This is a genomic window from Burkholderia seminalis (assembly GCF_001718535.1).
In the GTDB taxonomy this organism is placed as follows: Bacteria; Pseudomonadota; Gammaproteobacteria; order Burkholderiales; family Burkholderiaceae; genus Burkholderia; species Burkholderia seminalis.
Window position 1 is genome coordinate 969,135 of the sequence record NZ_CP013400.1, and the last position, 22,343, is coordinate 991,477.

Annotated in this window: 22 protein-coding genes; 20 read left to right on the plus strand and 2 right to left on the minus strand. The window is 68.4% G+C overall.

Annotated features, from left to right (window positions below; all coding sequences use genetic code 11):
- Positions 1–12 precede the first annotated feature (12 nt).
- Positions 13–918 carry a LysR family transcriptional regulator gene (locus WJ12_RS25160; RefSeq protein ID WP_034185800.1) on the minus strand — a complete coding sequence of 302 codons (906 nt, stop codon included), beginning with the start codon at positions 916–918 and terminating at the stop codon, positions 13–15.
- A 137-nt stretch (positions 919–1,055) separates the two neighbouring features.
- Between WJ12_RS25160 and WJ12_RS25165 the strand changes: the two genes are divergently transcribed.
- The 5 genes from WJ12_RS25165 to WJ12_RS25185 all read left to right on the plus strand — a co-directional run bounded on the left by WJ12_RS25165 (position 1,056) and on the right by WJ12_RS25185 (position 6,554).
- On the plus strand, positions 1,056–2,450 hold the full coding sequence (locus WJ12_RS25165; protein ID WP_049035906.1) for an MFS transporter: 1,395 nt from the start codon (positions 1,056–1,058) through the stop codon (positions 2,448–2,450).
- Positions 2,447–2,845: a hypothetical protein gene (locus WJ12_RS25170; RefSeq protein WP_059558356.1), complete on the plus strand. Its 399-nt coding sequence runs from the start codon at positions 2,447–2,449 to the stop codon at positions 2,843–2,845. The genes WJ12_RS25165 and WJ12_RS25170 overlap by 4 nt, the downstream gene beginning before the upstream one ends.
- Positions 2,846–3,001: 156 nt before the next feature.
- A complete protein-coding gene (locus WJ12_RS25175) occupies positions 3,002–4,348 on the plus strand; it encodes an aromatic ring-hydroxylating dioxygenase subunit alpha (RefSeq protein ID WP_059558354.1) in 1,347 nt (448 codons plus the stop codon).
- Positions 4,326–4,808, plus strand: coding sequence for an aromatic-ring-hydroxylating dioxygenase subunit beta (locus tag WJ12_RS25180; protein WP_034185804.1), 483 nt, complete (start codon positions 4,326–4,328; stop codon positions 4,806–4,808). The genes WJ12_RS25175 and WJ12_RS25180 overlap by 23 nt, the downstream gene beginning before the upstream one ends.
- Positions 4,809–4,856: 48 nt before the next feature.
- On the plus strand, positions 4,857–6,554 hold the full coding sequence (locus tag WJ12_RS25185; protein WP_059558352.1) for a flavin monoamine oxidase family protein: 1,698 nt from the start codon (positions 4,857–4,859) through the stop codon (positions 6,552–6,554).
- Positions 6,555–6,563: 9 nt separating this feature from the next.
- Here the strand turns inward: WJ12_RS25185 and WJ12_RS25190 are convergent, their stop codons facing one another.
- Positions 6,564–7,289: a glutathione S-transferase gene (locus tag WJ12_RS25190; protein ID WP_059558350.1), complete on the minus strand. Its 726-nt coding sequence runs from the start codon at positions 7,287–7,289 to the stop codon at positions 6,564–6,566.
- Positions 7,290–7,575: 286 nt separating this feature from the next.
- Here WJ12_RS25190 and WJ12_RS25195 point away from each other — a divergent pair, with 286 nt between their 5' ends.
- The 15 genes from WJ12_RS25195 to accD all read left to right on the plus strand — a co-directional run bounded on the left by WJ12_RS25195 (position 7,576) and on the right by accD (position 22,293).
- Positions 7,576–8,397, plus strand: a complete 822-nt coding sequence (locus WJ12_RS25195; protein ID WP_059558348.1) for a hypothetical protein — start codon at positions 7,576–7,578, stop codon at positions 8,395–8,397.
- 32 nt (positions 8,398–8,429) lie between these two features.
- Positions 8,430–9,188 carry a hypothetical protein gene (locus tag WJ12_RS25200; RefSeq protein WP_059558346.1) on the plus strand — a complete coding sequence of 253 codons (759 nt, stop codon included), beginning with the start codon at positions 8,430–8,432 and terminating at the stop codon, positions 9,186–9,188.
- Between the two features lie 232 nt (positions 9,189–9,420).
- Entirely contained in the window at positions 9,421–10,830 is a 1,410-nt protein-coding gene (gene leuC / locus WJ12_RS25205) for a 3-isopropylmalate dehydratase large subunit (protein ID WP_034185808.1), read from the plus strand.
- Between the two features lie 3 nt (positions 10,831–10,833).
- Complete coding sequence (locus tag WJ12_RS25210; RefSeq protein WP_034185809.1) at positions 10,834–10,980, plus strand: entericidin A/B family lipoprotein; 147 nt, start codon at positions 10,834–10,836, stop codon at positions 10,978–10,980.
- Between the two features lie 67 nt (positions 10,981–11,047).
- Entirely contained in the window at positions 11,048–11,698 is a 651-nt protein-coding gene (gene leuD / locus WJ12_RS25215; RefSeq protein ID WP_034185810.1) for a 3-isopropylmalate dehydratase small subunit, read from the plus strand.
- 77 nt (positions 11,699–11,775) lie between these two features.
- Positions 11,776–12,843, plus strand: coding sequence for a 3-isopropylmalate dehydrogenase (leuB, locus tag WJ12_RS25220; protein WP_034185811.1), 1,068 nt, complete (start codon positions 11,776–11,778; stop codon positions 12,841–12,843).
- Positions 12,844–12,950: 107 nt separating this feature from the next.
- On the plus strand, positions 12,951–13,070 hold the full coding sequence (locus tag WJ12_RS25225) for a hypothetical protein (protein ID WP_006756675.1): 120 nt from the start codon (positions 12,951–12,953) through the stop codon (positions 13,068–13,070).
- Positions 13,071–13,155: 85 nt separating this feature from the next.
- The gene (asd, locus tag WJ12_RS25230) at positions 13,156–14,277 is read left to right on the plus strand and encodes an aspartate-semialdehyde dehydrogenase (protein WP_034185812.1); all 1,122 of its coding nucleotides are present in this window, start codon (positions 13,156–13,158) and stop codon (positions 14,275–14,277) included.
- Between the two features lie 465 nt (positions 14,278–14,742).
- Positions 14,743–16,830, plus strand: coding sequence for a motility hub landmark protein FimV (locus WJ12_RS25235; protein ID WP_059558665.1), 2,088 nt, complete (start codon positions 14,743–14,745; stop codon positions 16,828–16,830).
- Positions 16,830–17,642 (plus strand): tRNA pseudouridine(38-40) synthase TruA, encoded by an 813-nt coding sequence (truA, locus tag WJ12_RS25240; RefSeq protein ID WP_059558344.1) that lies wholly within the window; start codon positions 16,830–16,832, stop codon positions 17,640–17,642. The genes WJ12_RS25235 and truA overlap by 1 nt, the downstream gene beginning before the upstream one ends.
- Positions 17,639–18,337 carry a phosphoribosylanthranilate isomerase gene (locus WJ12_RS25245; RefSeq protein WP_034185814.1) on the plus strand — a complete coding sequence of 233 codons (699 nt, stop codon included), beginning with the start codon at positions 17,639–17,641 and terminating at the stop codon, positions 18,335–18,337. Before truA ends, WJ12_RS25245 begins: the two co-directional genes overlap by 4 nt.
- A 54-nt stretch (positions 18,338–18,391) precedes the next feature.
- Positions 18,392–19,585 carry a tryptophan synthase subunit beta gene (gene trpB / locus WJ12_RS25250; protein ID WP_049035173.1) on the plus strand — a complete coding sequence of 398 codons (1,194 nt, stop codon included), beginning with the start codon at positions 18,392–18,394 and terminating at the stop codon, positions 19,583–19,585.
- Between the two features lie 9 nt (positions 19,586–19,594).
- Positions 19,595–20,446, plus strand: coding sequence for a DNA-methyltransferase (locus WJ12_RS25255; protein ID WP_059558342.1), 852 nt, complete (start codon positions 19,595–19,597; stop codon positions 20,444–20,446).
- A gap of 96 nt (positions 20,447–20,542) precedes the next feature.
- Positions 20,543–21,358, plus strand: a complete 816-nt coding sequence (trpA, locus tag WJ12_RS25260) for a tryptophan synthase subunit alpha (protein ID WP_034185817.1) — start codon at positions 20,543–20,545, stop codon at positions 21,356–21,358.
- A gap of 62 nt (positions 21,359–21,420) precedes the next feature.
- The gene (accD, locus tag WJ12_RS25265; RefSeq protein WP_006484412.1) at positions 21,421–22,293 is read left to right on the plus strand and encodes an acetyl-CoA carboxylase, carboxyltransferase subunit beta; all 873 of its coding nucleotides are present in this window, start codon (positions 21,421–21,423) and stop codon (positions 22,291–22,293) included.
- Positions 22,294–22,343 lie beyond the last annotated feature (50 nt).

A 22,343-nucleotide genomic window follows, 5' to 3' on the forward strand; every position in this document is an offset into this window, starting at 1 on the left:
CCGCGGCCGCGTTCAGGCCAGATAGGCCTTCATGAAGTCGACCCACGCGCGCACTTTTTGCGGCACGTGCGTGGTCGACGGATACAACGCGTAGACGGCCTGCGGCGGAAACCGGTAGTCGGGCAGTGCGTCGACCAGCGCACCGCACGCGAGGTCGTCGCGCACGAGCCATTCGGGCAGCAGCGCGACGCCGCTGCCCTGGCGCGCGAGCACGCGCAGCACCGACGCGTTGTCGACGACGACGCGCGGCTTGGCGCCGGGCCGGAAGGCATGCGGGTTGCCGTCGCGGTCCGTGAGCGTCCAGGTGGCGATGCGCTCGAGCCGCGTATGACCGAGCTGCGGCAGGCGCGCGAGCACGTCGGGCGAGTCGATGCGGGACAGGCCCGCGGCGGCGAGCAGCGACGGTGCGATCACGGGCCGCACTTCGTAGGTCGCCAGGCACGCGCCGCGGTAGGGCAGGTCCTGGAACTGCTCGAGGCGCCCGAGGCGAATCGCGACGTCGACGCGCTCCCGCACCAGGTCGACCTGCGCCGCATGCGTCTCGAGCCGCACGCGCAGCGCGGGATGGCGCTGCATGAACGCATGCAGCGCGGGCGCGACCACCATCGTCCCGTACTCGACCGTCGACGTCACGCGCAGCACGCCGTGCATCCCGCCGTGCTCGCTGCGGGCGTCGTCGATCGCGCTCTCGGCTTCCTCCAGCACGCGCAGGCAGCGCGCATGGAAGCGCTCGCCCGCGTCGGTCAGCTCGACGCGCCGCGTCGTGCGCGTGAACAGCGTGACGCCGAGTTCGGCTTCGAGCTGCTTGATGTTGAAGCTGACCGCGGCCCGGGCCTGATTCAACTGGGCGGCGGCGGCCGTAAACGACCCCGCTTCCACGACGGCGCGGAAGACGGCGAAACGATCGAGACTCACCATGGCGTGTCGGCTGCTTTCCGGAAAACCGACATGTTGCCCTGATTGTCAAAATTTTTCGACCAGTCTTGCCGTCCGGACGGTCTTATCGACAGGCGCGGCGAACCTTACACTGCGGCGTTTCGTTCGTCTTCCGCCACATGACCGATCGCTCGAAAATCGCTGCCGTCTACCTGCTCGGGTTCGCGATCGACCTCGCCAACATGTTCGTCATCAACGCCGCGTATCCGACGATCCAGCGCGAGCTGCACGCATCGGTCGCGCAGCTGGCGTGGATCGGCAACATGTACGTGCTCGGGCTGACCGTCGTGATCCCGCTTGGCACCTGGCTGGCGCGGCGTTTCGGCGAGCGCCGGCTGCTGATCGCGTCGCTGGTGCTGTTCGCGCTCGGCAGCGTCGGCGTCGGCCTGTCGGCGTCGATCGGCGCGCTGCTCGCGTGGCGCCTGATCCAGGGGCTCGGCGGCGGGCTGCTGATCCCGGTCGGGCAGACGATGGCCTATCGCGCGTATCCGCCGGATGCACGTGCCCACCTGACGTCGATCGTGATGATGGTCGCGCTGCTCGTGCCCGCCTTGTCGCCGGCGCTCGGCGGCGTGATCGTCGATCGCGCGTCGTGGCGGGCGATCTTCTTCGGCATGGTGCCGCTGGCCGCCGCGACCTGCGTGCTCGCGTTCGCGTGGCTGCCGCCGGACGCAGCGGGCGAACGTCCGCCGGCGCTCGATGCCCGCGGCCTCGCGTTGAGCGCCGTGGCGCTGGTCGCGCTGCTGCTCGGCCTGACGTTCGCGGGCCAGCCGGGGGGCGGCCGCCTGGCGATCGCGCCGCTGTCGGTCGCGCTGGTCGCCGGTGGCGCGTACGTCGCGCATGCGCGACGCGCGGCGGCCCCGCTGCTCGACCTGCGCCTCGTCGCGCAGCCGCTGCTGCGGATCGGCTTGATCGTCTATCTGTGCGTGCCGGGCGTGTTCACCGGCGTGAACCTGGTCGCGGCGCTGTACCTGCAGAACGCGCTCGGGCTCAGCGCGACGCATACGGGCGCGCTGATGGTGCCGTGGGCGATCGCGTCGTTCGTCGCGATCGCGACGACGCGGCGCTGTTTTCCGAAGTGGGGCGCGAAGCCGCTGTTCATGAGCGGGATCGCGATCGACGCGATCGGCATCGTGCTGCTCGCGACACCGCTCGCCGGTTTCGAGGCCGGGCGCGTGCTGGCTTTCGTCGCGATGGGGCTCGGCGCCAGCATGTGCACGAGCACGTCGCAAAGCGCGGCGTTCCTCGACGTTCCCGCCGCGCGGATGGGCGACGCGAGCGCGCTGTGGAACATCAACCGGCAGTTGAGCTTCTGCCTCGGCGTCGCCGTGCTGGGCAGCGCGCTGAATTTCCTGCTGTCGACGCATGGCGACGACGCGCGGCTGTCTTACCAGCAGTGCTTCGGCCTGGCCGCGTTGCTGACGCTGCTGCCGCTGCCGTTCGTCGCGCGCCTCGCCCTGCACCGCGCGCCTGCCGCGCGACCGGTTTCCCAACGTACGCAAGTGTCGAAATGAATCCGTCCAACCCGTTTTTCCAGGAAGTGGTCGACGCGCACGTCGACATCGAGCAATGGTTGTCCGGCCATGCGTCACGCGACGCGCTCGCGCCGCTGATCGCGCGTTTCTCGCGGCGTTTCTCGATGATTTCGCTGCAGGGGCATGCGCTGGATTTCGCGGATATCGACGTCCTGTTCTCGCGCGGCCACGGCGCGCGTCCCGGGCTGCGGATCGCGATCGACGAACTGCACGAAGTGAGCGCGTGGCAGGGCGGCGCGGTGATCGCCTATCGCGAGACGCAGGTCGACGGAGCGGGGCGGCGCATCGTGCGCCGTTCGACCGTCGTATTCGAGCGCGACGCGAACGGCCGCATCGGCTGGCTGCGCCTGCATGAAACACCGGTGACGGGCTGACCGTCGCCACCGCGCCCGCCGCCGCGTGCCTGGCGGCGGGCGTATGGAGTCCGAGCGGCACCTACGAGCAGAAACCTGAGAGATGACGATAACAACAATCGAATCCGCGCGCCGCGACGGCACGCGGCAACAACGCGTGCGCGGCAGGAGGTGCGCATGACGGCGCCCGGGTTGACCGCAGGGGTGGCGGCGCTCGTGCGCGATACCGAGGTGCACAAGGATCTTTACCTGTCGCCGCGGATCTTCGAGCTGGAGATGCGCCACCTGTTCGCGAACACATGGGTGTACGTCGGCCACGTCAGCCAGATTCCGGACACCGGCGACTACGTGACGACGACAATCGGCGCGGAGCCGGTCGTGATGGTGCGCCACGTCGACGGATCGGTGCGCGTGCTGCACAACCGGTGTTCGCACAAGGGCACGCAGCTCGTGACCGACGCGTGCGGCAACACGGGTACGTTCTTTCGCTGTCCGTACCACGCATGGTCCTACCGGACCGACGGCAGCCTCCATGCGATTCCGCTGCGGCGCGGCTACGACCAGACCGGTTTCGAATCGTGCGAGGCGAGCAAGGGCATGCAGGCGGTCGGCGCGACCCACGAGCATCGGGGCTTCGTGTTCTGTCGGCTGAACCCGGAGGGCGTCGGCTTCCACGACTATTTCGGCGCGGCGCTGTCGTCGCTCGACAACCTGGTCGACCGCTCGCCGGAAGGGCGCGTCGAAGTCGCGGGCGGCGTGTTCCGGTACGTGCATGCGTGCAACTGGAAAATGCTGGTCGAGAACCAGACCGACACCTGTCACCCGATGGTCGCGCACGAGTCGTCGGCCGGCACGGCCGTGCGCGTCTGGGAGCGTGACGGCATGGAAGGCGCGAAGCCGATGGCGGTGGAACTGCTGGAGCCGTTCATCCAGCCGCATGCGTTCTTCGAGCGGATGGGGCTGCGCGTGTGGCCCAACGGGCACGGTCACACCGGTACCGCCGATTCGATCCATGCGCGCTATACGCCGATTCCCGGCTACCACGAGAAGATGACGGCGGCGTACGGCGAAGCGCGCGCGGCCCGCATTCTCGGCGAGGTGCGCCACAACACGGTGCTGTTCCCGAACGCGATGGTGAAGGGGCCGATCCAGATCCTGCGCGTGTTCAAGCCGCTCGCGGCCGACCGCACGCTGGTCGAATCGTGGTCGTTCCGTCTTGCGGGCGCACCCGATTCGATGTTCGAGCGCACGCTCGCCTACAACCGGCTGATCAACGCGCCGACGTCGATCGTCGCGCACGACGATCTCGAGATGTACGAACGCGCGCAGCGCGGCCTCGCGACGCAATCGCGCGACTGGGTGCATGTGGGACGGCTGTTCGATCCGCACGAGCACATGCACGCGACGGCCGAGACGAACGGCACCAGCGAGCTGCAGATCCGCAACCAGTTCCGCGCGTGGCTGCGCTATATCGCGCCCGCATCGACGAAGGAGGCCGCCGATGCGCACGTTTGCTCACGATGAACTCGCCGCGTTCGTGTATCGCGAGGCGCGCCTGCTCGACGAGCGGCGCTACGAAGACTGGCTCGCGCTGTACGCGGACGACGCGCGCTACTGGATGCCGTTGTCGCCGGATCAGCCCGATTCGGTGCTGCATGGCGCGCTGATGGACGAGGACCGGTTGCTGCTGCGCATCCGCATCGAGCGCCTGGCCGGCCGCCGCACGTTCTCGCAGCAGCCGGCGAGCCGCGGCCATCATCTGCTCCAGCAGCCGTACGTCGAGCGCGCCGACCCGGCGCGCGGCGTGTACGTGTTGCGCACGCCGTTCCATTACGTCGAAGCGCGGCGCGACGAGCAGACGCTGTTTGCCGGCTGGTACACGCACGAACTCGCGGTCAGCGGCGACGCGTTGCGCATCCGCGTGAAGCGCGTCGACCTCGTCAACGCCGATGCGCCGCTCGGCAGCATCCACCTGCCCGTGTGAGTGCGGGCTCGCGCTGCCGGTTTCCTTCCCTGGTTTGGTCCCGATTCCATGAACGCCCCTGAACGCCTGCCGCACACGCTACCGTACATCGACACGCTGTACGACTATGGCGCTTTCCTGTCCCGTACCGGCGGCCGTGTCGGTACGCTGGCGGCCGAAAGCGCGCGCGATGCGCGGATCGCGATCGTGGGCGCGGGCGTCGGCGGGCTCGTCGCGGCCTGCGAACTGCTGCGCGCCGGTGCGCGGCAGGTCGTCGTGTTCGAGGCGAACCGGGCGCGCGTCGGCGGACGCCTGCTGACGCAGTCGATCAATCCCGAGCATCCGCACCTGCTCGCCGAAATGGGCGCGATGCGCTTTCCGCCGTCGCAGGCGGCGCTGTATCACTACCTGGACCGGTTCGGCGTCGACAGCGCATCGGCGTTTCCCGATCCGGGCATCGTCGACACGGAGATCCACTATCAGGGCCATGCGTACCGCTGGCCGGCCGGCGAAGCGCCGCCGGCGCTGTTCGAGCGCGTCGACCGCGGCTGGCGCGCGTTCATCCGCGACGGCGTGCGGCTCGACGACGGCACGTCGCTACCGGCGCCGGCCGAACTGACGGCGCTGCTGCGCGCGCATCGCTACGACGATGCGCGGTGCGGCTGGCAGCAGTACATCGACCGCTTCGGCGACGAGTCGTTCTATTCGGCGATCGTGAAGATCTTCACCGGCGCGACGCCGCCCGGCGGCGTTCGCTGGCGCAAGAGCGAGGACCTGCGCCTGTTCGGCACGCTCGGCATCGGGTCGGGCGGCTTCCAGCCGGTCTATCGCGCGTCGTTCCTCGAAATCCTGCGGATCGTCGTCAATGAGCTCGAGGTCGACCAGCGGCTGATCCCGGCCGGCATCTTCGCGCTCGCTCGGGGGCTGCTGGACGACGGCGCCGACGGCATGCGCGTGCGCGACTGCATCGTTCATGCAGCGGTGCGCGGCGTGACGAAGCAGCCCGATGGTACGCTTGCGCTCGCACTCGACGACGGGTCGACCCGCGTGTTCGATCGCGTGATCGTCGCGACGACGACGCGGGCGATGCAGGTCGGCATGGGGATGACGGGCATCGCGAACCTGTTCGCCCCGGACGTCGTCCGCGCGATCAACGAGACGCACATGGTCAGCTCGTCGAAGCTTTTCGTGCTGACCCGCGACAAGTTCTGGCTCAAGCACGGGCTGCCGCACAACATTCAGACCGACACGCTCGCGCGCGGCATCTACTGCCTCGACTACGCGCCCGACGATCCCGACGCGCACGGCGTCGTGCTGATCAGCTACACGTGGGAAGACGATTCGCACAAGATCCTGTCGCTGACCGACAAGATCGAGCGGTTCAAGCGCCTCGTGGCCGAGATCGGCGTCGTGTCGCCGGCGTTCGCCGCGCATCTGCGCCCGCTCGACGACGATTACGCGCGCAACGTCACGAGTCACGACTGGCTGTCGGACCGTTACGCGCTGGGCGCGTTCAAGCTGAACTACCCGGGCGAGGACATCCACTCGCAGGCGCTGTTCTACCAGTTCCAGACGGCGGCGGATCCGTCGTCGGACCGCGGGATCTATCTGGCCGGCTGCTGCTGTTCGTTTACGGGCGGCTGGATCGAGGGCGCGGTGCAGACCGCGATCAATGCGGCGAGCGCGGTGATCCACAGCCTCGGCGGCACGCTGGCCGACGGCAATCCGCTCGACGCGATGCGCAGCCGCTATCGATATGGCGATTGAACGGCGCCGTTACCGGTCGAGCTCCGGGTAGTGCCGGAAGATCCCCATGTCGTTGAACGGGATGCGGCGCGCCGACGCGAGATAGCGCGCGACGGGCGGATGCCGCGCGACGCGATCGTGCAGCGCGACGAGCGCCGCGACTTTCCGCTCCGCGCGTTTCATCGCCTTCGGAAACGCATAGCGCAAGCCCTCGATCAGCTGGAACATCGACAGGTCCGCGTAGCTGAGAGCGGTGCCCGCGATGTAGCCGCCGCCGTGCGGGTTCTGCTCGAGCACGCGATCGAAGTAGCCGAGGAATTTCGGCAGCCGGTTCTCGATGAAGTCGGCCGCGCGCTCCGCGGCTTCCGCCTTCTGGTCCTCGTAGTAGAGGCAGCTGGCGATCGGGTGATGCGTGTCGTGGATCTCGGTGACGAAGTCGGCGACGGTCAGCTGGAGCTGGTGTACCCACAGCCGGCCGGCTTCGTCGTCGGGCGCGAGCCCGAGCCGCGCGCCGAGAAACAGCAGGATGTTCGCCGTCTGCCCGACGACCACGTCGCCCGCCTTCAGGAACGGCGGCGCGAACGGCACGCACTCGGCCTTCGTGCTGTCCATCATGCGCATCATCGCCGACACGCCCATCCCGCGCCCCGATTCGCGTGCGACATCGACATAGTCGGCTTCGGCCGCCTCGAGCGCGAGCCGCACGTACTCGCCGCGGCCCTGGATCTCGGGCCAGTAATAGAGTTCATATCGCATGCTGTTGTCCTGTTCGTTGAACCGGCTGCCGCCGGCCTCGTGACGACCGGGCGGCCGCGCGCCGCCCGTTGCGAATAGACAGTCTAGGCGATCGAACGGATTCGGCCGTTACTTTCACTGCAATTTAACCAACGCCGCCTAGGATCGCGCTGCATCGATCGATGGCACGTCGCGCTGCCGGTTCGCGCGCGGTTGCCCGATTGCCTTTTCCCTGGACCCCGCGAATTTCGTCGATCCTGCCTGTCCTCACGCACGGTCGTCATTCGCATCATGGCGTAGCGTGTACATGAGTCAGCATTCCCCGGCTTCGTCCCGAAGAAAATTCCTCGCCGCCGCGCCAGCCGTCGCGGCCTCTTCCCTGTTGAGCGCCTGCGGCGGCGACGACGTCACGTCGGCGCCGGTCACCGACAGCGCGCTGGCCGCGCAGATGTCCGCGAAACTGAACGCGCAGCTCGGCGACGCGGCGACCGTCGACGCGATCGTCCCGGCGATGTCCGACGTCGGCTTCACGTGGGACCTGCCGACCGTGGCCGCCGCGCAGATCGGTGCGATCGTCGCGTACAGCTTCGGCAACCGTCCGAACGCGTCGAGCGGCAACACGTCGAGCACCGGCGGCAACCAGGCGGCGCTGCCCGATCCGGGGCCCGTGAACGAGGCGCTGGCGGACGCCGTGTACCGCATCCGCCAGCTGAAGCCCGTCAAGGTCTATGCGCAATGGGAAATCGCGCGGTTTCTCATGTCGAAATACGGGATGGGCGCCGACGTGCTGTCGTCGGTCGAACCGGTGATCGCGAACGACGGCTCGATCGTGTACCTGAGTACCGCGGGCGTCGCGGCGGTCGCCGTGTCGCGGGCGGGCGGGGCGGCGGCGATGGGCACCGTCGCGGTGGTCGGCCATCGCGATCACGCGAAGCGCTGCATCCAGACGTCGCAACAGGCGGGCATGAAGGCGGCGGCCGTCGCCGAGGTGCCGCTGCCGACGGTGTACGACCCGCAGTCGGGCCAGCCGTGGACGCGCAACCGCAGCCTCTACCTCGTGCACGACATGTATGCGCAGATGCTGACGCGCGCGATGACCGCGACGATGCAGGCCTACCCGAAGGGCTGACGCCCGCCGATCCCCCATCGACGCTCATGACCATGCATACCCGTCGCCATTTCCTGGCTTCCACCTCCGTCCTGGCCGCGTCGTGCGCGGCCGTCACGCCCGTGTTCGCGAGCGCCGCGCCGGCCACCGATGCCGAACTGCAGCGCCAGATGCTCGGCAAGCTGACGAACGAACTGAACGATCGCGCGACCGCCGCCGCCGAAACCGGTTATCTGCTCGACACGTTTTTCTCGTGGACGCCGCCGAGCGTCGCGGCGGCCGCCATCGATACGATCGTCGCATACAGCTTCGGCAGCCGCGCCGGCACATCGGCCGCCGCACCCGTACCGGGCCCCGTCAACGAGGCGATTGCCGATGCCGTGTTCCAGCTTCGGCAGAAGGTCGCGGCACCGATCTTCGCGCAGCAGGAGGTCGCGAGCGTGCTCGCGTCGACATACGGGCTCACGGCCGGCGTGACGTCGATCGCGACGCCCGTGGTCGCCGCCGGCAGCCCGATATCGACCCCCGACGGCGTCGCCGCCGCGATCGTCAGGCAGGCGGGCGCGAGCGCGGCGCTCGGCAAGGTCGGCGTCGTCACGCATCAGGACCAGGCGTCGCTCGCCGTGCGCGTGTCGACTGCCGCGGGGATGCAGGCGGCGGTGCCGGCAGGCCTCGCGCTGCCGTCGCGCTACGACACGTCCGCGCAGATGGCGGCCATGCGGCGGCGCGATCTCTATCTGCTGGGCAACGCCGGCATGCAGCTCGCGATGCTGCGGCTCGACCTGATCAACCGCGCGTACCCGAACGGCTGAGGCCGCCGGCCACGCGGCGCGGCGAGACCCGGGCGACGCGGCCGCGCCATCGCCGCCCGCCGGATCGTGCGTGCCCCGTTTTGCCGGGTAATGCCGATACAGGTATTGGCACTACCAGCCAAACTACTGTTTTTAATGGGTTTTTTCGCGCCCGGCCTGAGCCGGGGCGCACGCTGCGTGGCATAATCGACTTCATCCGCAAGGCTTGTAGTCACAACGACCCCGCATACCCATGGCACAGACTCTCTACGACAAACTGTGGAACACCCACGTGGTCCACACCGAGGAAGACGGCACGACCCTGCTCTACATCGACCGTCAGCTGCTGCACGAAGTCACGAGCCCGCAGGCGTTCGAAGGGCTGAAGATGACGCATCGCCCGGTGTGGCGCATCAGCGCGAACCTCGCCGTGTCGGACCACAACGTGCCGACGACGGACCGCAGCCACGGCATCGCCGATCCCGTCTCGAAGCTGCAGGTCGACACGCTCGACGCGAACTGCGATGCGTTCGGCATCACGCAGTTCAAGATGAACGACGTGCGCCAGGGCATCGTCCACATCATCGGGCCGGAACAGGGCGCGACGCTGCCGGGCATGACGATCGTGTGCGGCGATTCGCACACGTCGACGCACGGCGCGTTCGGCGCGCTCGCGCACGGCATCGGCACGTCGGAAGTCGAGCACGTGCTCGCGACGCAAACCCTGCTGCAGAAGAAGAGCAAGAACATGCTCGTGAAGGTCGAGGGCGCACTGCCGCGCGGCTGTACCGCGAAGGACATCGTGCTCGCGATCATCGGCAAGATCGGTACGGCGGGCGGCACGGGCTACGCGATCGAATTCGGCGGCTCGACGATCCGCGCGCTGACGATGGAAGGCCGCATGACCGTCTGCAACATGGCGATCGAAGCCGGCGCGCGCGCGGGCATGGTCGCGGTGGACGACACGACGATCGATTACCTGAAGGGCCGGCCGTTCGTGCCGACCGGCGCGGAATGGGATCAGGCCGTCGAATACTGGCGCCAGTTCAAGTCGGACGACGGCGCGCAGTTCGACCGCGTGGTCGAGCTGAACGCGGCCGAGATCGTCCCGCAGGTCACGTGGGGCACGTCGCCGGAAATGGTCACGTCGATCGACGGTCGCGTGCCCGATCCCGAGCGCGAGAAGGATCCGGTCAAGCGCGACGCGATGGAGCGCGCGCTGGCCTACATGGCGCTCGAGCCGAACACGCCGATCGAATCGATCAAGGTCGACAAGATCTTCATCGGCTCGTGCACGAACGCACGGATCGAGGATATCCGCGCGGCCGCGTATGTCGTGAAGAAGCTGAACCGCCGGATCGCATCGAACGTGCGGCTCGCGATGGTCGTGCCGGGTTCGGGCCTCGTGAAGGCGCAGGCCGAGCGCGAAGGGCTCGACAAGGTGTTCACCGATGCGGGCTTCGAATGGCGCGAGCCGGGCTGTTCGATGTGCCTCGCGATGAACGCCGACCGGCTCGATCCGGGCGAGCGCTGCGCGTCGACGTCGAACCGCAACTTCGAGGGCCGGCAGGGCGCGGGCGGTCGCACGCACCTCGTGAGCCCCGCGATGGCGGCAGCCGCGGCGATCGAAGGTCACTTCGTCGACATTCGCCAGCTGGGGTAACGCGTGACGGCAACGAAGGTCATCGCGCGGCTGGTTGCCGCGCTGGCGCTGGCGGGGCTGGGCTTCGGCCTCGCGGGCTGCAATACCGTCCGCGGCTTCGGCGAGGACGTCAACGCCGCGGGCAACGCGCTCAAGCGCGCCGCGGACTGACACCGCCACCGAGAATTTGTCGATGTGTGCCGGCCGCGTGCCGGCCCTTCAACCGGATAGACGGATCATGGAAAAATTCACTGTACATACCGGCGTCGTGGCGCCGCTCGATCGCGAGAACGTCGACACCGACGCGATCATCCCGAAGCAGTTCCTGAAGTCGATCAAGCGCACGGGCTTCGGTCCGAACGCGTTCGACGAATGGCGCTACCTCGATCACGGCGAGCCGGGCCAGGACAACTCGAAGCGTCCGCTGAATCCGGACTTCGTGCTGAACCAGCCGCGCTACCAGGGCGCATCGGTGCTGCTCGCCCGCAAGAACTTCGGCTGCGGCAGCTCGCGCGAGCACGCACCGTGGGCGCTGCAGCAGTACGGCTTCCGCGCGATCATCGCGCCGAGCTTCGCGGACATCTTCTTCAACAACTGCTACAAGAACGGCCTGCTGCCGATCGTGCTGACCGAGCAGCAGGTCGATCACCTGTTCAACGAGACGGCGGCGTTCAACGGCTTTCAACTGACGATCGACCTCGACGCCCAGGTCGTGCGCTCGGGCGACGGCCGCGAGTATCCGTTCGAGATCACCGCGTTCCGCAAGTACTGCCTGCTGAACGGCTTCGACGACATCGGCCTCACGCTGCGCCACGCGGACAAGATCCGCCAGTTCGAAGCGGAGCGGCTCGTGAAGCAGCCGTGGCTCAACACCAAGCTGGTCGGCTGATCGTGCCTTTCGGGCGGGCGCGCCAGCGGCGCGTTCGCCGGCCTGCCTCATACAACCTACCCAGTCAGGAATTTCGCATGAAGATTGCAGTGCTGCCCGGCGACGGCATCGGTCCGGAAATCGTCAAGGAAGCCGTGAAGGTGCTGAACGCACTCGACGAGAAGTTCGAACTCGAACAGGCGCCGGTCGGTGGCGCCGGCTACGAGGCGAGCGGCCATCCGCTGCCCGACGCGACGCTGGCGCTCGCGAAGGAAGCCGACGCGATCCTGTTCGGCGCGGTCGGCGACTGGAAGTACGACTCGCTCGAGCGCGCGCTGCGCCCCGAGCAGGCGATCCTCGGGCTGCGCAAGCATCTCGAGCTGTTCGCGAACTTCCGCCCGGCGATCTGCTATCCGCAGCTCGTCGATGCCTCGCCGCTGAAGCCGGAACTCGTCGCGGGCCTCGACATCCTGATCGTGCGCGAACTGAACGGCGACATCTACTTCGGCCAGCCGCGCGGCGTGCGTGCGGCACCGGACGGCCCGTTCGCCGGCGAACGCGAAGGCTTCGACACGATGCGCTATTCGGAACCGGAAGTGCGCCGCATCGCGCACGTCGCGTTCCAGGCCGCCCGCAAGCGCGCGAAGAAGCTGCTGTCGGTCGACAAGTCGAACGTGCTCGAAACGTCGCAGTTCTGGCGCGACGTCATGATCGACGTGTCGAAGGAATACGCGGACGTCGAGCTGTCGCACATGTACGTCGACAACGCGGCGATGCAGCTCGCGAAGGCGCCGAAGCAGTTCGACGTGATCGTCACGGGCAACATGTTCGGCGACATCCTGTCCGACGAGGCGTCGATGCTGACGGGCTCGATCGGCATGCTGCCGTCGGCGTCGCTCGACAAGAACAACAAGGGCCTGTACGAGCCGTCGCACGGTTCGGCGCCGGACATCGCGGGCAAGGGCATTGCCAACCCGCTCGCGACGATCCTGTCGGCCGCGATGCTGCTGCGCTACTCGCTGAATCGCGCGGAGCAGGCCGATCGCATCGAGCGCGCGGTGAAAACGGTGCTCGAACAGGGCTACCGTACGGGCGACATCGCCACGCCGGGCTGCCGGCAGGTCGGCACGGCGGCGATGGGCGATGCGGTGGTCGCGGCGCTGTAAGGCAACGCGGCAGTAATATAGAAAGGGCGCGAACAGGCCGGGAAAATCGGCCGGTTCGCCCCCGGTTGGCCGTTGTGCGGGCCACCGGCTTTGTGTAGACTCGAACGATGGCGCTGATTTCCCTGATCTCCCCGGTCCTGAAACTCCACGGCAACACTGCCCGTGCGGGTGCGCGCGCCATCGTCATCACGAAAACCATTACCACGAAAACGATCATTAAACGCTGATCGCCGTCGTGCCCGCCTGTTTCCCCGCGCGGTCACGCGGGGACGGAAATGGCGGGGAAGCTCCATTCAAAGCAAAGGGTTAGTCATGAACGTAGGTCTCGTAGGTTGGCGCGGCATGGTCGGCAGCGTCCTGATGCAGCGCATGCAGGAAGAAGGCGATTTCGACCTGATCGAACCGGTGTTTTTCAGCACCAGCAACACGGGCGGCAAGGCGCCGTCGTTCGCGAAAAACGAGACTACGCTCAAGGACGCGACCAACGTCGACGAGCTGAAGAAGTGCGACGTGATCATCACGTGCCAGGGCGGCGACTACACGAACGACGTGTTCCCGAAGCTGCGCGCGGCCGGCTGGAACGGCTACTGGATCGACGCGGCATCGTCGCTGCGGATGAAGGACGACGCGGTCATCATCCTCGACCCGGTCAACCTCGACGTGATCAAGGACGCGCTCGTCAAGGGCACGAAGAACTTCGTCGGCGGCAACTGCACGGTCAGCCTGATGCTGATGGCGCTCGGCGGCCTGTTCCGCGAGAACCTCGTCGACTGGATGACGGCGATGACCTACCAGGCCGCATCGGGCGCGGGCGCGCAGAACATGCGCGAGCTCCTGTCGCAGATGGGCACGCTGAACGGCGCGGTGCAGGAACAGCTGGCCGATCCGGCGTCGGCGATCCTCGACATCGACCGCCGCGTGCTGGCCGCGATGAACAGCGATGCGATGCCGACGAGCCACTTCGGCGTGCCGCTGGCCGGTTCGCTGATTCCGTGGATCGACAAGGATCTCGGCAACGGGATGTCGAAGGAAGAGTGGAAGGGCGGCGCGGAAACCAACAAGATCCTCGGCAAGCCGGCCATGGGCGAGCCGGGCTCGATCCCGGTCGACGGCCTGTGCGTGCGGATCGGCGCGATGCGCTGCCACTCGCAGGCACTGACGATCAAGCTGAAGAAGGATGTGCCGCTCGACGAGATCAACGGCATCCTCGCGTCGGCGAACGACTGGGTGAAGGTCGTGCCGAACGAGCGCGAAGCGTCGATGCGCGACCTGTCGCCGGCGAAGATCACGGGCACGCTGACGGTGCCGGTCGGCCGCCTGCGCAAGCTCGCGATGGGCGGCGAATACCTGTCCGCGTTCACGGTCGGCGACCAGCTGCTGTGGGGCGCGGCCGAGCCGCTGCGCCGCATGCTGCGCATCCTGCTCGACAAGTAAGCCTGTCAGCATGTCCGGCCCGCGGGCCGGACTGCGCGCGATGACGCGCCGCGTCGGCCCCCGGTTCGGGGCTGGCGCGGCGCGTTTTTCATGTGCGAATGGATCGGCGCATGCTCGGCGGCGTCTGGTCGACTGCCTGCCGCGTCTTGATCGTCCGCGGGCTGCCCGGCGCGGCGATGATTTTCACCCATTGATGCGGCTGTGTTCGATCTGCCCGGCGGCCGGCCGCGGCATGCGGACCCGGGCGGCGCGATGGCCCGATCGCCGGGCGGACGCGCCCGGTTGCACCGGCCGGCGACGAATTCGGCCCGAATGCGATCGCGTGAAGTAAACTACGCGGTTACGACGCACAGACCCGCCGAAAGCGTCGCGTTCCGCGCGACGCTTTTGCATTTCTGCGGCAACTTTATTGACGCCTTCAACCGCGAATCCGAGCCGCGCCCGCGCGCGGCGATAGAGCCCACGATGTCCCGAATTTCCTTGTTTCCGCGTCAGTCCCGTCTGTCGCGCGCCGTGCGTGGCGCGCTGGCGATCCTGGCGCTCGGCGCAGCCGCATCGGCCTGGGCCGTCGGCACCGTCGAACTGCCGGCGTCCGCCGCCGGCGGCGCCGTACCGCTTACCGTGACGGTCCAGCCGGGCCAGTCGCTGAACGACATCGCGAAAGCGGCCACGCAATCGCATGATCCCGGCGTGCTCGCGCGTGCCGGCCGCGCGCTGTTCGACGCCAATCCGCAAGCATTCATGAAGCGCGACGCGAGCCGCCTGAAAGTCGGCGCGACGCTGACCGTGCCCGCGCTCGACGCGACCGGCGCGGCGCTCGCGCCGGCCAGTGCCGCCGCTGCCTCGGCCGCGGCAGTGGCGTCCGCGCCTGCCGCCGCATCGGGCGGGGCGGCGGAAGCGCAGCATGGCGCGTCCGCGCCGCATCCCGGGTCGGCCGTGCAATCGGCGCCGGCCACGCCGGCCGTTCATGCGGCGCCGGTGAGCGGCGCGAGCGTCGCGACGGGCGCGGGGGCGTCGGCTTCGGTCGGCGCGTCGGCGGCACACGGCGCGTCGACGGCCGACAGCCTGCCGCCGGCGGCACCTGCCGCGGGCGCGAGCGGCCCGCATGTATGGAGCGGTGCGATCCAGTCCGCGCCGCCGTCCGCGAGCGAGGCCGCGGTCCAGCCGGTGCCGGGCAGCCAGGTTTCGGGTTCGCGCGAGCCGGCCGGTGCGGCGCCCGCGACCGGCGCGTCGCAGCCGCGGCCGTCGAGCCTGCAGCAGTTGCTGGCGCTGAAGAATCGCGTGCTGATGGAATTGCAGAAGCACGGCATCGGCAAGCCGGGCACCGCGAACGACGTTGCGCCGGCACCCGCGCCGGCACCCGCCGCGCCGCGTCCGGCCGCGAACGACGCGGGTGCGTCGGCAGCGGCGCCGGCGGCAAGCGAAGCCGCGTCCGCGGTCGCCGCCAGCGCGGCGCAATCGGCATCGGCATCGGCGCCTGCGCGATCGGCCGCTCCTGTCGCGACGCCGGCGCGCCGTACCGAGCAGATGGACTGGCGTCCGGCCGCCGTGGCCGGCGCGGCCGTGATCGTGCTCGCGGCCGGCTTTGCGTGGCGCAAGCGCAGGAAGGGGCGCGAGACGGGCGATGCGGGTGAGGTGGCCGCTGCAGCTGGTACTGCCGCGGCCCCGGAGGCCGAAGCGGCGCCGTCGCTCGACCGCGAGTTGCCGATCCTGCCCGAGATGCCGGTCGCGCGCGACGCGGCGTCGGATCAGTATCTTGCCGCGGCGACTGCCGCCGCGGCTGAAACGGTCGAGCCGGCTGTCGCCGAGGCACCGTCGGCGCCGGAGGCCGCGAAGCCGCATGACGAGCAGCCCGGAGTGCCGCCCGCGCAAGCGGCCGTGGCGCCGGTGAACGAGGTGGCGCCGGCTCAGGCTGCGCACGGCGCAGAACCGGCCGAAACGGCCGCTGCCAAGCCGGCCGACACGCCTGCCGCGCCTTCGGCGGCCGACGCGCAGCACGCGACGCTGATGCAGAACGCGATCAGCGCGCTGAACAGCCTCGACATGCCGCTGCCGCCGCGAACGTCGGAGGACGCACCGCTGACGCCGGACGAGCTGTCCGCGCGGGCAGGGCAGTCGGACATCGATGAAATCGCAACTAACGGTCAAGTCGAATCGCATCCGCCGATTGGCGTGAGCCATCCGACCCCGGAACATCCAGCCGATCAGGACGACGAGTACGATTGGGATCCGGACGCGGCAACGCCCGCCGGCCACGCAGGCAGCCCGCCTCCGCTGTCGCCGCTGCCGCCGCTCGGCGGCGCGCAGTTCGGCGCGCTGAAGCTCGATTTCGATCTCGACCTCCCGTCCGCGCCGGGCGCCGCGCTGCCCGCGCTGACCGCGGACGAGCTCGCCCGCATCGCGCGCAACAAGCTCGATCTCGCGTCGGAGTACGTCGAACTGGGCGACTTGTCCGGCGCGCGGACGCTGCTGCAGGAAGTGATCGACGCGAACGACACCGCGACGCGCGACGATGCGCGCGCGTTGCTCGCGAAACTGGCGGACGAGGCGTGATGCGGATCGCACTGGGCATCCAGTACGACGGCGCGGCGTTCTGCGGCTGGCAGGCGCAGCCGCACGGCAAGACCGTGCAGGACCGGCTCGAGCACGCGCTGGCCGAGTTCGCGCGGGTGCCGCTGCATACGACGGTCGCTGGCCGGACCGACACCGGCGTGCACGGGCTCGGGCAGGTCGTGCACTTCGACACCGAGCTCGAACGCGAGGTGTTCTCGTGGGTGCGCGGCACCAACGCGTTCCTGCCGCCGACCGTATCGGTGCAATGGGCGAAGCCGATGCCGGACACGTTCCACGCGCGTTTCTCGGCGTTCGAGCGCACCTATTACTACGCGCTGTACGTGCATCCCGTGCGCTCGCCGATGCTGGCCGGGCGTGCGGGCTGGATCCACACGCCGCTCGACGACGACGCGATGCGCGCCGCCGCCGCGCACCTGATCGGCGAGCACGATTTTTCGTCGTTCCGGTCGTCGGAATGCCAGTCGAAGACGCCGGTCAAACACCTGTATCAGATCGACGTGCGGCGCGCGGGGCATTTCATCCATTTCCGCTTCCGCGCGAACGCGTTCCTGCATCACATGGTGCGCAACCTGATGGGCTGCCTCGTCGCGGTCGGGCGCGGCCGCTATCCGGCCGACTGGCTCGCCGACGTGCTGGCCGGGCGCGATCGCAACCTGGCGGCGCCCACGTTCATGGCCGACGGGCTGTATCTGGCCCACGTCGGCTACCCGGCGGAATTCGCCGTCCCGCCCGCGCAGCTCGGCAGCGTGCCGTGGAGCAGCGTCTGGGCCGATCTGGACCCTCAATCATGACGGATCAAGCCGTGTCTTCCCCGCCTTCCGCCGCCGGCCTGGCGCCGCGCACGCGCATCAAGCTGTGCGGGCTGTCGCGTCCCGAGGACGTGCTGCACGCGGCGGCGCTCGGCGCCGATGCGATCGGCCTCGTGTTCTACCCGAAAAGCCCGCGCGCGGTGACCCTCGCGCAGGCGGCCGAGCTGGCGAGCCTCGCGCCGCCGTTCGTGTCGGTGGTCGGGCTGTTCGTGAACGCGACCGAAGCCGAGATCGAGGCCGTCGTGCGCGACGTGCCGCTGACGATGCTGCAGTTCCACGGCGACGAGACGCCGGAGCAGTGCGACGCGCTCGGCCGCGCGGCACGCCTGCCGTGGCTGCGCGCGGTGCGCGTCGGCCCCTCGACGCAGCCGTCCGATTTGGTAGAATCGGCTCTTCATTATTCGAAAGCGCGCGGCCTCCTGTTCGACACCCTGGTGCCGGATTACGGCGGTAGCGGCAAGGTCTTCGATTGGTCTCTTATTCCCGCAGAGCTCGCGCATCGGGCCGTTTTGAGTGGTGGCTTGAGCGCGCAAAACGTCGGTGATGCGATCCGCCAGCTGCGTCCGTTTGCTGTCGATGTCTCGAGTGGCATCGAAGTGGCGGGCGCAAAGGGCGTGAAGGATCACGCCCGAATGGCGGCGTTCGTACGCGCGGTGCGCGAAGCGGACGCCCGGTGATGCAAGCGGTGCGGCCCCGAAAGCGGGGCGCCCCGACCGATCGAGAGAGACACCATGTACAACCTTCCTGACGATCGCGGCCACTTCGGCCCGTATGGCGGCGTGTTCGTCGCCGAGACGCTGATTCACGCGCTGGACGAACTGCGCGACGCGTATGAAAAATTCCGGAACGATCCCGGCTTCGTCGCCGAATACGAGCGCGAACTGAAGTATTTCGTCGGCCGTCCGTCGCCGATCTACCACGCGCAGCGCTGGAGCGAGATGCTCGGCGGCGCGCAGCTTTACCTGAAGCGCGAAGACCTGAACCACACCGGCGCGCACAAGATCAACAACGTGATCGGCCAGGCGCTGCTCGCGAAGCGCATGGGCAAGAAGCGCGTGATCGCCGAAACCGGCGCGGGCCAGCACGGCGTCGCAACCGCGACGATCTGCGCGCGTTTCGGGATGGAGTGCATCGTCTACATGGGCGCCGAGGACGTGCGCCGCCAGGCCGCGAACGTCTACCGGATGAAGCTGCTCGGCGCGACGGTCGTGCCGGTCGAGTCGGGCTCGCGCACGCTGAAGGACGCGCTGAACGAAGCGATGCGCGACTGGGTCACGAATATCGAGAGCACGTTCTACATCATCGGCACGGTCGCGGGCCCGCATCCGTACCCGATGATGGTGCGCGACTTCCAGCGCGTGATCGGCGACGAGTGCAAGGTGCAGATGCCCGAACTCGCGGGCCGGCAGCCCGACGCGGTGATCGCCTGCGTCGGCGGCGGGTCGAACGCAATGGGGATCTTCTATCCGTACATCGACGATCAATCGGTGCAGCTGATCGGCGTCGAAGCGGCCGGCGACGGCCTCGACACGGGCCATCACGCGGCGTCGCTGATCGCCGGCAGCCCGGGCGTGCTGCACGGCAACCGCACGTACCTGCTGCAGGACGACAACGGCCAGATCATCGAGACGCATTCGGTATCGGCGGGCCTCGACTATCCGGGCGTCGGCCCCGAGCACGCCTGGCTGAAGGACAGCGGCCGCGCGCAGTACGTGCCGATCACGGACGACGAAGCGCTGAAGGCGTTCCACGACTGCTGCCGGATCGAGGGGATCATCCCCGCGCTCGAGTCGAGCCACGCGATCGCGTATGGCGTGAAGCTCGCGCCGACGTTGCCGAAGGACAAGATCCTGCTCGTCAACCTGTCGGGCCGCGGCGACAAGGACATGCACACGGTCGCCGAGCGATCGGGCATCGACCTCTGACCCCGACCGATGCGTGACCTGATCGAAGAGCCGGGCGGCGGCGCCGCGAGCGAGGCGGAGGCGGTTCAGCCCGCCGCCGCCGCGCCGCGCGCGCTGCCGTCCGGTATCGAGCTGCATAACCGCGATTTCCTGACCGATGCCGCGCACCTGCCGGACGCGTCGATCGACCTGATCGTCGCCGATCCGCCGTACGGGCTCGGCAAGGACTACGGCAACGATTCGGACAAGCGTTCGGGCGACGATTTCCTCGCGTGGACGCGCGAGTGGCTCGAGCTCGCGATTCCGAAGCTGAAGCCGAGCGGGTCGATGTACATCTTCTGCACGTGGCAGTACGCGCCGGAAATCTTCAGTTTCCTGAAGACGAAGCTCACGATGGTCAACGAGATCATCTGGGACCGGCGCGTGCCGAGCATGGGCGGCACGACGCGCCGTTTCACGTCGGTGCACGACAACATCGGCTTTTTCGCGGTTTCCAAAGCGTATTACTTCGATCTCGATCCGGTCCGCATCCCGTACGACGCCGATACGAAGAAGGCCCGCTCGCGCAAGCTGTTCGAAGGCAGCAAGTGGCTGGAGATGGGCTACAACCCGAAGGACGTCTGGTCGGTCTCGCGCCTGCATCGGCAGCACGCGGAGCGCGTCGATCATCCGACCCAGAAGCCGCTGGAAATCATCGAGCGGATGGTGCTCGCGAGCTGCCCGCCGGGCGGCCGCGTGCTCGATCCGTTCATGGGCAGCGGCACGACCGCGGTGGCCTGCGCACGGCAGGGGCGCGACTTCGTCGGCTACGAGATCAACGAAAGCTATTGCGCGATCGCGCACGAGCGCGTCAGCGCGCTCGCCGCGCCGGCGTGCGCGTGAATCGCGCCGCCGCATCGCCGAACGCAACGCCATACTTTGTATGGGGCCGGAGCAAGCGCTGACGCGCCCACTCCGGATCGACACAGGAAAATTGCCATGTCCCGTATTCAGCAGACCTTCGCCGCGCTCGCCGAACAAGGCCGTAAGGGCCTGATCCCGTTCATCACGGCCGGCGACCCCGATCCCGCGAAAACCGTCGAATTCATGCACGCGCTCGCCGCCGGCGGCGCGGACGTGATCGAGCTCGGCGTGCCGTTCTCGGACCCGATGGCCGACGGCCCCGTGATCCAGCGCTCGTCGGAGCGCGCGCTCGCGCGCGGCGTCACGTTGAAGAGCGTGCTCGCCGACGTGAAGCGTTTTCGCGAGACCGACCCCAAAACCCCCGTCGTGCTGATGGGCTATGCGAACCCGATCGAACGGATGGGCGTCGACGCGTTCGCGGCCGACGCGCATGCGGCCGGTGTCGACGGCGTGCTGGTGGTCGACTATCCGCCGGAAGAGGCGGGCGTATTCGCCGAAAAGATGCGTGCCGCGCAGATCGATCCGATCTTCTTGCTGGCGCCCACGTCGACCGACGAACGTATCGCCGACGTCGGCAAGATCGCGAGCGGCTACGTGTATTACGTGTCGCTCAAGGGCGTGACCGGCGCGGGAAATCTGGATGTTTCGAGCATTGCGGGTAAAATCCCGGCCATCAAGTCGCGCGTGCCGGTTCCGGTGGGCGTCGGCTTCGGGATCCGCGACGCCGAAACGGCGCGTGCGGTGGCCGAAGTGTCGGACGCCGTCGTGATCGGCAGCCGCCTCGTGCAGCTGCTCGAGAGCGCTGCGCCGGACGCCGCCGCCGCCGCGCTGAAGACCTTCATCGCCGAGCTGCGTGCCGCCCTGGACGGCGCGGGCAAGGCGGCGCGATAAACACAACACAGGAAGCGGGCGGGCCAGTCGGCCCGGCCCGCCACGGAACAGGAAACCATACGATGAGCTGGCTCGACAAACTGTTGCCGCCGAAGATCAAGCAGACCGATCCGAAAAGCCGCAAGGGCATTCCGGAAGGCCTGTGGGTCAAGTGCCCGTCCTGCGAGGCCGTGCTGTACCGCAACGACGTGGATGCGAACCTGCACGTGTGCCCGAAGTGCGATCACCACATGCGCATCGGCGCGCGTGAACGCCTCGACGGGCTGCTCGATCCGGAAGGCCGTTATGAAATCGGTCAGGAAATCGTGCCGGTCGACACGCTGAAGTTCAAGGACAGCCGCAAGTACCCCGATCGTCTGAAGGAAGCGATGGACGAGACGGGCGAGACCGACGCGATGGTCGTGATGGGCGGGGCGATCCACACACTGCCGGTCGTCGCGGCCTGCTTCGAGTTCTCGTTCATGGGCGGCTCGATGGGTTCGGTCGTCGGCGAGCGCTTCGCGCGCGGCGCGCAGAACGCGCTGGAGCAGCACGTGCCGTTCATCTGCTTCACGGCGTCGGGCGGCGCACGGATGCAGGAAAGCCTGCTGTCGCTGATGCAGATGGCGAAAACCACCGCGATGCTGACCAAGCTGGCCGAAGCGAAGCTGCCGTTCATCTCGGTGCTGACCGACCCGACGATGGGCGGCGTGTCGGCAAGCTTCGCGTTCCTCGGCGATGTCGTGATCGCCGAGCCGAAGGCGCTGATCGGCTTCGCCGGCCCGCGCGTGATCGAGCAGACGGTTCGCGAGAAGCTGCCGGAAGGCTTCCAGCGCGCCGAATTCCTGCTGAAGACGGGCGCGATCGACATGATCGTCGACCGTCGCAAGATGCGCGACGAAATCGCGCAGTTGCTCGCGCTGCTGCAGCGACAGCCGGCCGACGCGCTGGCTTGACCGGCGCAAGGTTGTGAACTCTGCGCGTCGCCTGGCTTCAGCGTCAGGCG